This is a genomic window from Parafrigoribacterium soli (assembly GCF_040227235.1).
GTDB classification, from domain to species: domain Bacteria; phylum Actinomycetota; class Actinomycetes; order Actinomycetales; family Microbacteriaceae; genus Parafrigoribacterium_A; species Parafrigoribacterium_A soli.
This window is the reverse complement of record NZ_JBELNZ010000001.1, coordinates 856,141-870,218: the sequence shown is the minus strand read 5'-3', so window position 1 is coordinate 870,218 and position 14,078 is coordinate 856,141. Positions and strand designations below refer to the sequence as shown.

10 protein-coding genes and 1 riboswitch are annotated in these 14,078 nt (G+C 66.0%); of the genes, 6 read left to right on the top strand and 4 right to left on the bottom strand.

The window, feature by feature from the left end; all coding sequences use genetic code 11:
* The first annotated feature begins 142 nt into the window (after nucleotides 1-142).
* Nucleotides 143-224: riboswitch (ZMP/ZTP riboswitch) on the top strand.
* Between the two features lie 35 nt (nucleotides 225-259).
* The 6 genes from purH (at nucleotide 260) to ABUA37_RS04205 (ending at nucleotide 7,084) form a co-directional block, all read left to right on the top strand.
* Entirely contained in the window at nucleotides 260-1,921 is a 1,662-nt protein-coding gene (gene purH, locus ABUA37_RS04230) for a bifunctional phosphoribosylaminoimidazolecarboxamide formyltransferase/IMP cyclohydrolase (protein WP_349897863.1), read from the top strand.
* A gap of 44 nt (nucleotides 1,922-1,965) precedes the next feature.
* The gene (gene ddaH / locus ABUA37_RS04225; protein ID WP_349897862.1) at nucleotides 1,966-3,174 is read left to right on the top strand and encodes a dimethylargininase; all 1,209 of its coding nucleotides are present in this window, start codon (nucleotides 1,966-1,968) and stop codon (nucleotides 3,172-3,174) included.
* A 168-nt stretch (nucleotides 3,175-3,342) separates the two neighbouring features.
* Nucleotides 3,343-5,187, top strand: coding sequence for a ribonucleoside triphosphate reductase (locus ABUA37_RS04220; RefSeq protein WP_349897861.1), 1,845 nt, complete (start codon nucleotides 3,343-3,345; stop codon nucleotides 5,185-5,187).
* Complete coding sequence (locus ABUA37_RS04215) at nucleotides 5,184-5,834, top strand: anaerobic ribonucleoside-triphosphate reductase activating protein (protein WP_349897860.1); 651 nt, start codon at nucleotides 5,184-5,186, stop codon at nucleotides 5,832-5,834. The genes ABUA37_RS04220 and ABUA37_RS04215 overlap by 4 nt, the downstream gene beginning before the upstream one ends.
* Before the next feature lie 58 nt (nucleotides 5,835-5,892).
* A complete protein-coding gene (locus tag ABUA37_RS04210) occupies nucleotides 5,893-6,408 on the top strand; it encodes a hypothetical protein (protein ID WP_349897859.1) in 516 nt (171 codons plus the stop codon).
* 79 nt (nucleotides 6,409-6,487) lie between these two features.
* The gene (locus tag ABUA37_RS04205; RefSeq protein ID WP_349897858.1) at nucleotides 6,488-7,084 is read left to right on the top strand and encodes a vitamin K epoxide reductase family protein; all 597 of its coding nucleotides are present in this window, start codon (nucleotides 6,488-6,490) and stop codon (nucleotides 7,082-7,084) included.
* A 6-nt stretch (nucleotides 7,085-7,090) separates the two neighbouring features.
* Here ABUA37_RS04205 and narI read toward each other — a convergent pair whose 3' ends face one another.
* The 4 genes from narI to ABUA37_RS04185 are packed head-to-tail and all read right to left on the bottom strand — an operon-like array spanning nucleotide 7,091 to nucleotide 14,008.
* Complete coding sequence (gene narI, locus ABUA37_RS04200) at nucleotides 7,091-7,858, bottom strand: respiratory nitrate reductase subunit gamma (protein ID WP_349897857.1); 768 nt, start codon at nucleotides 7,856-7,858, stop codon at nucleotides 7,091-7,093.
* Nucleotides 7,855-8,547 carry a nitrate reductase molybdenum cofactor assembly chaperone gene (gene narJ / locus ABUA37_RS04195; RefSeq protein ID WP_349897856.1) on the bottom strand — a complete coding sequence of 231 codons (693 nt, stop codon included), beginning with the start codon at nucleotides 8,545-8,547 and terminating at the stop codon, nucleotides 7,855-7,857. Before narJ ends, narI begins: the two co-directional genes overlap by 4 nt.
* A complete protein-coding gene (gene narH / locus ABUA37_RS04190) occupies nucleotides 8,544-10,256 on the bottom strand; it encodes a nitrate reductase subunit beta (RefSeq protein ID WP_349897855.1) in 1,713 nt (570 codons plus the stop codon). The genes narJ and narH overlap by 4 nt, the downstream gene beginning before the upstream one ends.
* The gene (locus ABUA37_RS04185; protein WP_349897854.1) at nucleotides 10,256-14,008 is read right to left on the bottom strand and encodes a nitrate reductase subunit alpha; all 3,753 of its coding nucleotides are present in this window, start codon (nucleotides 14,006-14,008) and stop codon (nucleotides 10,256-10,258) included. Before ABUA37_RS04185 ends, narH begins: the two co-directional genes overlap by 1 nt.
* Nucleotides 14,009-14,078: the final 70 nt, after the last annotated feature.

Here is a 14,078-nt window from a genome sequence, read left to right as displayed (position 1 = left end):
TCGCCCTGGCTGAACCACTACAACTACGATCGACCACACACCGCCTGCGGAGGCAAACCACCAATCAGCCGAGTGTCACCAACGTCATGACCGAGTACACCTAGGCCGCGCTCGCTGTCGCGGCCGGTCGATTCCGGTAGACTTGACCGGTCGCGACTGGCGTTCGGATGGGCATCCATCGGGGAGCGACTGACTTCGTGAGGCCGTTCGCCTGGGCCGAACCGGAAACCGTTGTTCCGGTCGATCCCAAGGAGTCCACGTGTCTGCTGCCCACTCATCCGCCCCGGCCGAGCGCCGCGAGCGCAACGCCATCCCGATCAAGCGGGCGCTGATCTCGGTCTACGACAAGACCGACCTGCTCGAACTCGCCGCGGCACTCGCCGCCGCGGGGGTCGAAATCGTCTCGACCGGGTCGACGGCGAAGAAGATCGCGGATGCCGGACATCCGGTCACCGAGGTCAGCCAGCTCACCGGGTTCCCCGAGTCGCTCGACGGCCGCGTGAAGACTCTGCACCCGACGATCCACGCCGGCATCCTCGCCGATCTTCGCCTTGAGGACCACGAACACCAGCTCGCCGAACTAGGCATCAAGCCGTTCGAGCTCATCGTCTCCAACCTGTATCCCTTCGTCGAGACCGTGGCCTCCGGCGCATCCGTCGATGAGGTCATCGAGCAGATCGACATCGGCGGCCCGGCCATGGTGCGCTCGGCGGCGAAGAACCACGCGAACGTGGCGATCGTCGTCTCGCCCGCCAGCTATCCGCAGATCATCAAGTCGCTGACCCTCGGCGGCACGACGCTCGCGCAGCGCCAGCGCCTCGCCGGGGAAGCGTTCGCGCACACCGCCGCCTACGACAAGGCAGTCTCGGAGTACTTCGCAGACAACGTCGGCATCCGCGCCGAGCACCCGCTCGCCGGAACGGTCGCTGAGCCTGTCGACGCGGGCCCTTCGACAGGCTCAGGGAACGAATCGGTCGACGAGCTCGAACTGCACGGCACGCTCAAGCAGGTGCTGCGCTACGGCGAGAACGCCCACCAGGCCGGCGCCCTCTACGTGACCGACGACGGGGTGGGCATCGCGCAGGCGACGCAGCTGAACGGCAAGGAGATGTCGTACAACAACTACGTCGACGCGGATGCGGCGCTCCGCACGGCCTTCGACTTCACCGAGCCGGCCGTCGCCATCATCAAGCACGCCCAGCCCTGCGGCATCGCCGTGGCGAACGGCGCGGGCGAGACGATCGCAGACGCCCACCGCCGCGCCCACGAGTGCGACCCGGTCTCGGCCTACGGGGGCGTCATCGCGGCCAACCGGGCGGTCACGCTCGAGATGGCGCAGACCGTCAAGGACATCTTCACCGAGGTGATCGTCGCGCCAGACTTCGAGCCGGAGGCACTCGCCCTGCTGCAGTCGAAGAAGAACCTGCGCGTGCTGAAGCTCCCCGCCGGCTACCACCGCGAGCCCACCGAGCTCCGCCAGGTGAGCGGCGGCCTGCTGGTGCAGGAGGCCGACAGCTTCGTCGACTTCTCCTCTGCAGGCTGGACGCTCGTCGCGGGTGAGGAGGCGGATGCCGCCACCCGCGCCGACCTCGAGTTCGCCTGGCGAGCGGTGCGTGCGGTCAAGTCGAACGCCATTCTGCTCGCGCACGACGGCGCATCCGTCGGGGTGGGCATGGGCCAGGTCAATCGCGTTGACGCCTGCCAGCTCGCCGTGAAGCGGGCGGGCGATCGTGCTGCCGGCTCGGTCGCGGCATCCGACGCATTCTTCCCCTTTGCCGATGGCCTGCAGATCCTGCTCGACGCAGGAGTGACGGCTGTCGCGCAGCCGGGTGGTTCCGTGCACGACGACGAGTCGATCGAGGCCGCCAAGGCCGCGGGCGTCACGATGTACTTCACCGGGGAACGTCACTTCTACCACTGAAGTGGTGGTACGGCGTGGTGCGCAGAGTCCAATAAAGTCGAAGCATGACCGCTCACGGCACCACTCCCTCATTCCTCCGTCGCATCGCCGCCGCGCTCGCCTCCGGACTGACCGTCGCGGTCATCGGCTACGTCGCCTCCCTGCTCGCCTACTTCGTCGCCGGTAACGCACTGACCGACCTGCATACCTTCTTCATCTGGTCCGCACTGTTCGTCTTCCTGTTCTCGGCGATCCTCGCCATCATCGGCGCCTACTCGCGCTGGTACACGACGCTCGCCGGCGGCATCGTCGTTGCTGGTCTCGGCGCGCTCGTCGGGAGCACGCTCGTGGCCGTCGGCACCGGTCACCCCTTCGACGGTGCCGTGGCGCAGTACGCGATCGGCACGCTCGGCGGCCCGAACCTCATCTTTGCCGTCGCCGTGGTCGTGGCCACGGTTACCGCGGGAGCGGCGATCTGGCGGGTCGTGCTCGGTCGCGAGGCGCTTAATGCCTCGCGGCACATCGCCCTCGTGCGGCCGCCGGCAGAGACGCTCGCGAACGGCGAACTGACCCATCTCGAGCGTGTACCGGTCGACCTCGACCTCGCCAACAGCCAGTGGGACAACTACGTGTCGGTGCTCGCGCAGCACGGCTGGGACATCCGCGAGGTACCGCAGGCGAACGAGTTCGCCGACTCCGTCTTCATCGAGGATGCCGTGGTGATGTTCGGCAAGACGGCGGTTATCGCGAGCCCGGGCGCCGAGTCGCGCGTCGGAGAATCCGTCGAGGTGGAGAAGGCCGTGCGCAGGCTCGGTCAGCGCATCGAGCGCATCGAACTGCCGGGCACGCTCGATGGCGGAGACGTGCTCAAGGTCGGCAAGACCGTGTACGTGGGCCGCGGTGGCCGCACGAACTCCGAGGGCATCCGTCAGCTGCGCATGATCGTGGCGCCGCTCGGCTACAAGGTCGTCGCCGTTCCCGTGACGATGGCGCTGCACCTCAAGAGCTCGGTCACCGCACTGCCCGACGGCACGATCATCGGGTACCCGCCGGTGGTCGACAACGTGGCCATCTTCGACCGCTTCCTCGCAGTGCCAGAGATCGGAGGCCTCGCCGTCATGGTGCTGGCCGAAGACACCGTGCTGATGGCGGCATCCGCACCGAAGAGCGCCGCGCTCATCGCCGACCTCGGCTACAAGGTGATCACGGTCGACATCAGCGAGTTCGAGAAGCTCGAGGGCTGCGTCACCTGCCTCTCGGTGCGCGTGCGGTAGCTCACCGTGCGCACGACTGTGCGCAGCGCGATCGCAAAAACCGCCAGAACCACTACATCTTGTTATTCACGGCATTTTGGAACACCACATCTTGTGGTTAAGACGTATCTTTTCTGAAACAGCGGTCCTCCCGGACGGGAGCGGCCCAAGATCAGGAAGGATCGTCCGATGTCACTGCTGTCTGTTTCCTCCCGCGTGGCCGAGTCCGAATCGACTCGACCGCGCGGTTCCGTCGTCGAGGTCGCGAGCACCATCGGGGAGTACCTCGACCGCTCGGACTGGCGGGTCAATGCCAACGCAAACCAGGGCTTCTCGCTCGGCGGCCTGATCCTCAACACGGCGGGCAAGGTCATCGCCAACTACTGGCTCAGTGAGGTCTATCCCGCCGCCGTGGGCGAGGCACATCGTGCGGGCGACCTCCACATCCACGATCTCGACATGCTGGCCGGCTACTGCGCCGGATGGTCGCTGCGGGTCCTCATCGAGGAAGGGCTGAACGGCGTGCCCGGCAAGATCGACTCAGCGCCGCCGAAGCACTTCTCCTCCGCGGTGGGTCAGATCGTCAACTTCCTCGGCACGATGCAGAACGAGTGGGCCGGGGCCCAGGCCTTCAGCTCCTTCGACACCTACATGGCGCCGTTCGTGCGCATCGATCACCTCGACTATCCGCAGCTTCGGCAGCAGATGCAGGAGCTCATCTACAACCTCAACGTGCCCTCGCGCTGGGGCATGCAGACGCCGTTCACGAACCTCACCTTCGACTGGGTGTGCCCGGAGGACCTGCGCGAGCAGGTGCCGGTGATCGGCGGCGTCGCGCAGGACTTCAGCTATGGGGAACTGGCCGAGGAGATGGCCATGATCAATCGCGCCTACATCGACGTGATGACCGCGGGGGATGCCACCGGCCGGGTCTTCACTTTCCCGATCCCGACGTACAACATCACCGAGGACTTCGACTGGGACTCCGAGAACGCGGAACGGCTCTTCGCTATGACCGCAAAGTACGGAACGCCCTACTTCCAGAACTTCATCAACTCGGAGCTCAAGCCGAACCAGATCCGCTCGATGTGCTGCCGGCTGCAGCTCGACCTGCGCGAACTGCAGAAGCGGGGGAACGGACTATTCGGCTCGGCCGAGCAGACCGGCTCGCTCGGCGTCGTCACGATCAACTGCGCCCGCCTCGGCTATCTGCACTGGGGCGATGAGCAGGAGCTGCTCGCGGCCCTCGACCGCCTGCTCGAGCTGGCCAGGGACTCGCTCGAGCTCAAGCGCACCGTGATCGATGGGCTCATCACCGACGGACTGTTCCCCTACACGAAGCGCTATCTCGGCGCCGGCCTGCGCAATCACTTCTCGACCATCGGCGTCAACGGCGTGAACGAGATGATCCGCAACTTCAGCGGGGGAGCGCACGACATCACGACGGAGCTGGGGCACGCCATGGCCATCCGGCTGCTCGACCACGTTCGCGCGCGGATGGTCGAGTTCCAAGAGGCCACCGGCCACATGTACAACCTCGAGGCCTCGCCCGCGGAGGGAACGACGTACCGCTTCGCCAAGGAGGACCGCGCTCGCTTCCCGGGCATCCTGCAGGCGGGTACCGACGCAAACCCGTATTACACGAACTCCTCCCAGCTGCCGGTCGGCTTCACCGACGATCCATTCGAGGCGCTCGACCGGCAGGACGAGTTGCAGACCAAGTACACCGGCGGCACGGTGTTGCATCTCTACATGTCCGAGAAGCTCTCCAGCGCGGATGCCTGCCGTGAGCTCGTGCGGCGATCGCTGCAGACCCACCGGCTGCCGTATCTCACGGTCACCCCCACTTTCTCGATCTGCCCCGACCACGGCTATCTCGCGGGCGAGCACCACACCTGCACGACGTGCGGCGGCGAGTGCGAGGTGTGGACCCGCGTAATGGGCTACTTCCGGCCGGTGAGCTCGTTCAACATCGGCAAGAAGGGCGAGCACGCCGAGCGCACGCACTTCGTCGAGGCGGCGATGTCGCGATGAGCGCCCCGGCACGCGCGGAGGACCTGCAGATCGCCGGTCTCGCCCGGCTCTCCAGTTGCGACTGGCCGGGCAAGCTCGTGGCGACGATGTTCCTGCAGGGCTGCCCGCTGGACTGCGGGTACTGCCACAACCCCGGGCTCCTCGATGCGCGCGTGCCGGGCACCATCCACTGGCAAGAGGCGGTCGCGCACCTGGAGCGCCGACACGGCCTGCTCGACGGCATGGTCTTCTCCGGTGGAGAACCCACCCGGCAGCCGGGGCTGGCCGACGCGATGCGGCAGGTGCGGGAGCTCGGATTCGGCGTGGGCCTGCACACCTCGGGCGCCTATCCGAGGCGCTTCGCCGAGGTGTTGCCGCTGTGCGATTGGATCGGACTCGACATCAAGGCGCCAGAGCGACTGTACGGCGCAGTGACCGGGGTGCAGGCGGCAGCGGCCAAGGCCTTCGCCTGCCTCCGTCTTGCGCTCGACGCGGGCGTGGCGCTGCAGGTGCGAACTACCGTCGATCCGACGACCATGACCTCGGATGACGTTTCCGAACTCACCGAGACCCTGCTGCGGCTGGGCGTGGGAGAGCACGTGCTGCAGGAGGTGCGCACCGAGGGCGCCCGCACCGAGTACGTGGAGCGGCTTGCGAGCGCCCCTTGACAGGGGCTCAGAGTAGCGACGATTGTTGACAAACGATCAAAGGCCAAGGAGTGCAACGGTGTCGCAAACCCAGTCGCCCGTTATGGGCCCCGGCCTTGCGTCGGTCTCCTATGTTCCGATCGTGGCCCAGATCCGCCGCTTGCTCGTTGTCGCTCTCGTATCCGGGGTTCTCTACGCTGTGATTCTGCACGCCAGCAAGGCGTACTGCGCCGGAGGCATCGACGCTGATGGCGGGTTCACGGATGCCGCAGGCAACGCGGTTGCGGCCGCGCCGATGTGCGTCACTCTCACGCTTGCACCGAGCCCCATCGTGTACCTGGCCATCGCCTTCATCGTTCTGCTCGCGGTCAGCAAGGTGATCAACAAGGCACCAGACCTGGAAGCCGCTCGTCATACTCTCGGCCGTGCGACGGTGGTGATCGGAATCCTCGTTCTGGTATCGGTCGTTGTCGCACAGCTGTGGTTCGCGTTCATCCCGATCACCGAATGGAGCGAGACGGGTTCGTATGCGTTCTTCTACCCGTTCCCGTTCGGCAGCGTCGATATGACGACCACTCCGATGGTCGCGCCGTAGCTGACGTTCATGAGCAAGGGGCGAGTTTCTCACGGCCTTCCTGCGAGCATCCGGATGCGACGCATGAGAGCATCCACACGTGCCTGCTGACACCGTTGATGCTCGCCCGCGTGCCCTCGGCATTGGTCTGCTCGTCGGTGGACTGGGTGGCCTTCTCGCCGCCGCGGCACTCATCATCGAGAAGATCGAGTCGCTTGCGCATCCGGCCGCGCGGCTCAGCTGCGATCTGAGCGCGTTCGTGGGCTGCAGCGCGAGCCTCGGCTCCGAGCAGGGCTCGCTGCTCGGCATCCCGAACCCGCTTCCCGGGCTGGTCTTCTGGTCGGTGATCGTCACGCTCGGCGTGATGATCGTTGTCGTCGAGGTGCCCCGGTGGATCTGGCTCGGTCTCGCGCTCGGGATGACGGGAGCGTTCGCACTCGTCGTCTGGTTCATCCTGCAGAGCATCTACGTCATCGGGGTGCTGTGCCCGTGGTGCATGCTCACCTGGCTCGTGACCATCCCGCTGTTCCTGCTGGTCGTGGGCCACGTGTTGCGCTCCGGGCTCCTCCCGGTGCCGGCGGGAGTGCGGCGCGCTGCCGCGGCAAGCTATCAGTGGGTCTGGATCATCACGCTCGGAATCGTCGCCGTCGTCGTCATCCTGGCCCAGCTGCGACTGGACGTGCTCGGCTCGCTCTAGCGGATGCTAGCGACGCACGGTCTCGCGCTCGCTGCGCTTCACCGGGCGCTCGCTCCTGGCCCACCCGCGTCTGGTCGCACGCGCACCAAGCTGGCGATCGCGCGAGCGGTACACGACGTAGGGCCGGATCAGGTAGGCGAAGGGGGCCGAAAAGACGTGCACGAGGCGCGTGAACGGCCAGATCGCGAACAGCCCCATCGTGGTGAGCACATGCAGTTGGAAGAGCAGCGGCACACCGTTCATGAGCGAGACGTCGGGCTGAAGAAAGATGAGGCTGCGAATCCAGGGAGAGATCGATTCCCGATAGTCGTACCCGCCCGCAAAGACCTGGTGGGTGAGCGTAGCGATGGTGCCGAACGCGATCGAGCCGGCAAGGAAGACGTACATCACGATATCCATCGGCGTGGTCACCCTCGTGACCCGGCGCACCGCACCGCGCCGGCTCAGCAGCAGCACGATGCCGATCACGGTCACCGCCGCCGCCAGTGTTCCGAGCCAGGTGGCACCGAGGTGGTAGATGTGCTCGGTGACACCGAAGAACTCGAGCCACTGCTTGGGAACCAGCAGTCCGACGACGTGACCGGCGAAGACCGCGAGGATGCCGTAGTGGAACATGGGCGAGCCCCATCGCAGGAGCTTGCTCTCGTAGATCTGGCTGGACCGGGAAGTCCACCCGTACTGGTCGTAGCGCCAGCGCAGGATGTGGCCCACGATGAAGCTCGCCGCTGCGGCATACGGAATGGCAACCCAGAGCAGGGCATCGACGATGTTCATACCATCACATCCTCACTCTGCGCCCCGGCCGGGGCGAACGGCTTCAGTGCGCCGAGATAGGTCAACCCGACCATTTCGGCTGGTGGTCCCTCATTGATCAGAACCATGTAGCGCTCGCGCGCCTCGTCATCCATCTCGGGCAGGGACAAGCAGACGGCGTCGAGCACGTGAGCGTAGGGCGAGTCGAAGGTCTCGAGGGCCGCCCTCAGAACCTGGATGCCCTCGCGATGGACCGCGATGAGATCGTCGGCGATCGGAGATTCGCTACGCGCCGAGAACTCGAGCACGGTCGGGAGGTAGTCGGGCAGTTCACCCGGTTCGACCTCCCAGCCTGCCGCGCGATAGGCGTGGATGAACCGCACCAGAGCCATCCCGCGCTTGCGGGTGTCTCCGGTCGTGTAATACGTGAGGTAGGGGCTGCACTTGCGCTTCTGGTCGAAGATCGAGGTGAAGTGCGCCTCAAGCTCGCGCTGGCTCATCGCGTTTGCGGCCTCGAGGAACAGGCGGAAGGCATCCCGAATCTGCCCGGGGAGCGACTCGATCACGGCGGCAACCGCCGGAAACCTGGACCGGTGCTCCTCGTGCGGGTAGTCGAGCAGAATCGACGCCGCCATGTGGGTGGCCGCGCGTTCGTCGGAACTGAGTTCGAGGGCGACCGTCTCGCGCGGGGCCACCTTCTTGGCGATCATGCGATGCCCGGCGCCGGTGATGGCGGGAAGATTCCCGGCTCGGTTCCCTTGCCGCTCCACCCGAGCAGGTTGATGCGGCCGCTCGGCGGCGATGACTGCGGCTCGTCGACGAAGTTGGAGAGGTCGTGGAAGTTCTCCACACCGTTCTCATCGACGTCGAATCGGGCGACCGCGGCGGGAGCATCCGTCGAACTCGCACGCTTGCGCGTCTTCTGGATGCCGCGATCCTGCGGTCCGTGATCGTCCGGTCCGCCCATGCCCGGGCCGCCATCGCTGTCGAGCGAGCAGGCAAGGTTCTCCAGGTCGCGAGCCTGCTCCACGTGCGCCTTCGGGATGACGTAGCGGTCCTCGTACTTCGCCACCGCGAGCAGGTGGTACATGGCCTGGATCTCTTCGCCGGTCATGCCGACGAGGTTCGCAATGCGCTCGTTCGGCTCTGAGCCGAGGTTGATGTCGCGCATGTAGGAGCGCATCGCGGCGAGTTTGCCGAGCGAGTTCTCGATCGGCACGAGGTCGCCCGCGGTGAACAGCCCGGCCAGGTACTCCATCGGGATGCGCAGCTGGTCGATCGCGGAGAACAGGTTGGTGATGTCCTCGCCGTCCTGGCCGCTGTTCGAGACCACGTCGACCACGGGCGACAGCGGCGGGATGTACCAGACCATCGGCATCGTGCGGTACTCGGGGTGCAACGGCAGCGCCACCTTGTACTCGCTGATGAGCTTGTAGATGGGGCTGTTCTGGGCCGCCTCGATCCAATCGTCCGCGATACCCTCGGCCTTCGCGGCGGCGATCACCTCGGGGTCGAAGGGGTCGAGGAAGACCGAGCGCTGGGCATCCAGAAGCTCGTGTTCGTTCTCGATGCTGGCCGCCTCGAGCACGCGGTCGGCGTCGTACAGCATGAGGCCGAGGTAGCGCAGTCGCCCGACGCAGGTCTCCGAGCAGATCGTGGGCTTGCCCTGCTCCAGCAGGGGGTAGCAGAGTGTGCACTTCTCGGCCTTGCCCGTCTTGTGGTTGAAGTACACCTTCTTGTATGGGCAGGCAGAGACGCACATGCGCCAGCCGCGGCAGCTGTCCTGGTCGACGAGCACGATGCCGTCTTCCTCGCGCTTGTACATGGCGCCGGAGGGGCAGGCCGAGACACAGGAGGGGTTGAGGCAGTGCTCACAGATGCGAGGCAGGTAGAACATGAAGGTGTTCTCGAACTCCATCTTCACGTGCTCACTCATGTGCGCGAGGATCGGATCCTGCTCGGCCGTCTCCTGCGCGCCACCGAGGTTGTCGTCCCAGTTGGCCGACCACTTGATGTCCATGTTCTCGCCGGTGAGCAGGGACTTCGGGCGCGCGACCGGACCGTTCTTGGTCTGCGGCGCGTTGGTGAGCATGTCGTAGTCGTAGGTCCACGGCTCGTAGTAGTCGTCGATCGTGGGCAGGTCGGGGTTCGCGAAGATGTTCGCGAGCTTGGAGAGACGGCCGCCCGAGCGCAGCTTCAGCCGGCCCTTCTTTCCGCGCTCCCAGCCGCCGTGCCACCGGTCCTGGTCTTCGTAGCCGCGCGGGTAGCCGAGGCCGGGCCGCGTCTCCACATTGTTGAACCAGACGTATTCCATGCCGTCGCGGTTCGTCCACACCTGCTTGCAGGTGACCGAGCAGGTGTGACATCCGATGCACTTGTCGAGGTTCATCACCATCGACATCTGGGCCATGACCTTCATCAGTACTCAACCTCCTGGCTGCGCCGGCGAATGACGGTGACTTCGTCTCTCTGGTTGCCTGTCGGCCCCAGGTAGTTGAACGCGAACGACAGCTGCGCGTATCCGCCGATGAGATGCGACGGTTTCAGCAGGATGCGCGTAAGCGAGTTGTTCGTGCCGCCGCGCTGTCCCGAGGTCTCGGCGATGGGTACGTTGATGGTGCGGTCCTTCGCGTGGTACATGTACACCGTTCCCTCCGGCATGCGGTGGGAGACGATGGCACGCGCCACGACAACGCCGTTGCGGTTGTACGACTCGATCCACTCGTTGTCGCGCACGCCGATCTTGTCGGCGTCTTTCGGCGACATCCAGATGGTGGGGCCACCGCGCGAGAGGGTGAGCATCATCAGGTTGTCCTGGTACTCCGAGTGGATGGACCACTTGGAGTGCGGTGTGAGGTAGCGCACCGCCACCTCGGCGCGACCCTTCGATCCGGGCGCACCGGTCGGTGAGGTCGACCCGATGATCGAGTCATTGAAGAGCCGGTGCATGTCGAGCGGCGGACGATAGATGGGCAGTTGCTCGCCCAGCTCCATCATCCAGTCGTGGTCGAGGTAGAAGTGCTGGCGGCCGGTGAGGGTGTGCCAGGGCTTCAGCCGTTCGACGTTAATGGTGAACGCGCTGTAGCGACGGCCGCCGTGCTCGCTGCCCGACCATTCGGGGGAGGTCAGAACCGGCACAGGGGTGTCGCCGACCTCCTTGAAGGTGTACATGCGCGCCTCGTTGTCTTCGGCGAGGTCTGCAAGTCTCTGTCCCGTGCGCTTCTCCAGGGTCCTGAAGCCCTGCGTGCCTAAGCGGCCATTGGTGGTGCCCGAGAGCGCGAGCACCATTTCGGCAGCCCGCTTGACCGTGTCGAGACGGGGACGCCCCGCCGTCGGGCCGTCTTTCACGAGTCCGTTGCGGTGGCCGAGGCTCTCGACCTCGACATCCGGGTTGAAGAGGATGCCCTTGGTCACCATGCCGACCTTGGCCGTGAGCGGTCCGAGGGCCGCCATCTTCGCGCCGAAGGCCGCGTAGTCGCGCTCGACCACGGTGAGCTTCGGCATCGTGACTCCCGGGATGAGCTCGGGGGAGTCGACGACCGTTCCGTGCGGTGTCGCCATGGCATCCGGGGTGTCGTGCAACAGCGGCGAGGCCACGATGTCTTTGCGCACACCGAGATGACCGACTGACAGCTCGCTGATCTTCTGCGCGAGCAGGTTGAAGATCTCGAAGTCGGGCTTGGCCTCCCACGGCGGGGTGATCGCGGGGTTGAAGGTGTGGATGAACGGGTGCATGTCGGTCGTCGAGAGATCGTGCTTCTCGTACCAGGTCGCCGGTGGCAGGATGACGTCGCTGAAGCCGGTCGTCGAGGTGTTGCGGAAGTCGCTCGTGACCATCAGGTCGAGCTTGCCGACCGGTGCCTCGTCGTGCCACTTCATCGTCTTCGGGCGTCTATCGGGAGTGGATTCCTCGCCCTGGATCGCCGAGTTCGTGCCGAGCAGGTGCTTGAGGAAGTACTCGTTGCCCTTGCCGGATGAGCCGATGATGTTGGCACGCCAGACGTTCAGCACCCGGGGGAAGTTCTCCGGCGCATCGGGGTCTTCCACCGCGTACTTCAGCTCGCCGCTGGTGAGCTGGTCCACGACGTACTGCGCCGGTTCGACGCCCGCGGCCTCGGCCTGGTCGACGATGTCGAGGGGGTTGCGGTTGAAGGTCGGGAAGCTCGGCATCCAGCCTCGCTTGGCCGACTCGACCAGGCAATCCGCGGTCGTGAGGTCCTTGAACTTGCCGGTCGCCTGGGCGCTCGAGAGGCTGTCTGCCGGCAGTCCGTCGTAGCGCCACTGGTCGGTGGCGAGGTACCAGAACGCGGTGCCGATCATCTGGCGCGGCGGGCGCACCCAGTCCAGACCAAACGCGTATTGAGCCCAGCCGGTGAGTGGTCGCACCTTCTCCTGGCCGACGTAGTGAGCCCATCCGCCGCCGTTGACGCCCTGGCAACCCGTCATCGTGGTCAGGGCGAGGAAGGTGCGATAAATCGTGTCGGAGTGGAACCAGTGGTTGGTTCCCGCGCCCATCAGGATCATCGAGCGTCCGCCGGAGTCCTCGGCGTTCTGCGCGAACTCGCGGCCGATCTTTTCGGCGGTCTTCGCGGGTACGCCGGTGATCTCCTCCTGCCAGGCCGGGGTGCCCGGGCTGGATGCGTCCCCGTAGCCCCGGGGCCAGTCGCCCGGCAGACCCTCGCGACCCACGCCGTAGCGCGCCAGCAGCAGGTCGAAGACGGTGGTGACGAGACGGCCGGACACCTCCATGACGGGCACGCCGCGACGGATGCCGCCGGCACCTCCCGCATGCTCCTGGCCGGGCTCGGGGGTGAGGTCGAACCGCGGCAGCTCCACCTCGACGGAGCGTCCGTCGTGGCCCGGTGCGTCGGCGATCGACAGCAGCGGGTCCACGTCGCCGAGGTCGAGGTTCCACAGTCCCTCGTCCTCCTTGGAGAAGCGGTGCCCGAGCGATCCATTGGGTACGACCGGGGTGGCGTTCTGGTCGAGGAGCACGGGCTTGAACGCCGGGTTCGCGACGTCCGCGGTCGTCGTGGGCAGGGCATCCGCGGTCAGGAACTTGCCGGCAAGGTAGCCGTCGCCGTGGGGGGTCAGCTCGATCAGGTAGGCGGAGTCGCTGTACTTCTTCATGTACTCGAGGAAGCGCGTGGTCTTCTTCTCGAGCAGGAACTCCTTGAGGATGACGTGGCCCATCGCGATGGCGAGGGCGGCGTCGGTTCCGGGGTGCACGGCGAGCCACTCGTCCGCGAACTTGGTGTTGTCGGCGTAGTCGGGCGAGACCACGACGACCTTCTGGCCGCGGTACCGCGCCTCGACCATGAAGTGGGCATCCGGCGTGCGGGTGACCGGCACGTTCGAGCCCCACATCATCAGGTACGACGAGTTCCACCAGTCGGCGGACTCCGGCACGTCGGTCTGGTCGCCGAAGACCTGGGGGCTCGCGACCGGCAGGTCGGCGTACCAGTCGTAGAACGACAGCATCGTGCCGCCGAGCATGGTGACGAAGCGCGAGCCGACGCCGTGCGAGACGATCGACATGGCAGGGATGGGGGAGAACCCGGCGACGCGGTCCGGCCCGTACTTCTTGATCGTGTGCACGTGGGCGGCGGCCACGATCTCGGATGCCTCGGCCCAGCTCGCGCGAACCAGGCCGCCCTTGCCGCGGGCCTGCTTGTACGCGCGCGAGGCGACCGGGTCATCCATCACCGCTTGCCAGGCGAGCACGGGGTCGCCGGTGCTCTTCTTCGCCGAGCGATAGGCGTCGAGGAGCACGCCGCGCACGTAGGGATAGCGGATGCGCGTCGGCGAGTAGGTGTACCAGCTGAACGAGGCGCCACGCGGGCATCCGCGGGGTTCGTACTCGGGGGAGTCCGGGCCGATCAGCGGATAGTCGGTCTGCTGGGTCTCCCAAGTGATGATGCCGTCCTTGACGTACACCTTCCACGAGCAGGATCCGGTGCAGTTGACGCCGTGGGTCGAGCGCACCTCTTTGTCATGGGTCCAGCGGTCGCGGTAGAAGGCGTCGGCCTTGCGTCCACCATCCAGAAACACCGATCTGAGGTCCTCGGAGACCTCACCGGGCCGGAGGAAACGGCCCAGGTTCAGCAGGGTGTCGGCGAGGGGGCCGTCGGTGCGGGCTCCCCGTGTAGTGGCCGAGACGTTCGATTCCACGATGCCCTCCAATGTTGGGGACCGTCATTGCGGTGACAAATCCCGTGCCCCTGGTTCGAGCCTCGCCGCG

Coding starts and splice junctions, on each gene's coding strand:
- ddaH (WP_349897862.1), top strand. CDS start 1,966: ATGACCGCTCACGGCACCACTCCCTCATTCCTCCGTCGCATCGCCGCC.
- narJ (WP_349897856.1), bottom strand. CDS start 8,547: ATGATCGCCAAGAAGGTGGCCCCGCGCGAGACGGTCGCCCTCGAACTC.
- narI (WP_349897857.1), bottom strand. CDS start 7,858: ATGAACATCGTCGATGCCCTGCTCTGGGTTGCCATTCCGTATGCCGCA.
- narH (WP_349897855.1), bottom strand. CDS start 10,256: ATGAAGGTCATGGCCCAGATGTCGATGGTGATGAACCTCGACAAGTGC.
- ABUA37_RS04220 (WP_349897861.1), top strand. CDS start 3,343: ATGTCACTGCTGTCTGTTTCCTCCCGCGTGGCCGAGTCCGAATCGACT.
- ABUA37_RS04215 (WP_349897860.1), top strand. CDS start 5,184: ATGAGCGCCCCGGCACGCGCGGAGGACCTGCAGATCGCCGGTCTCGCC.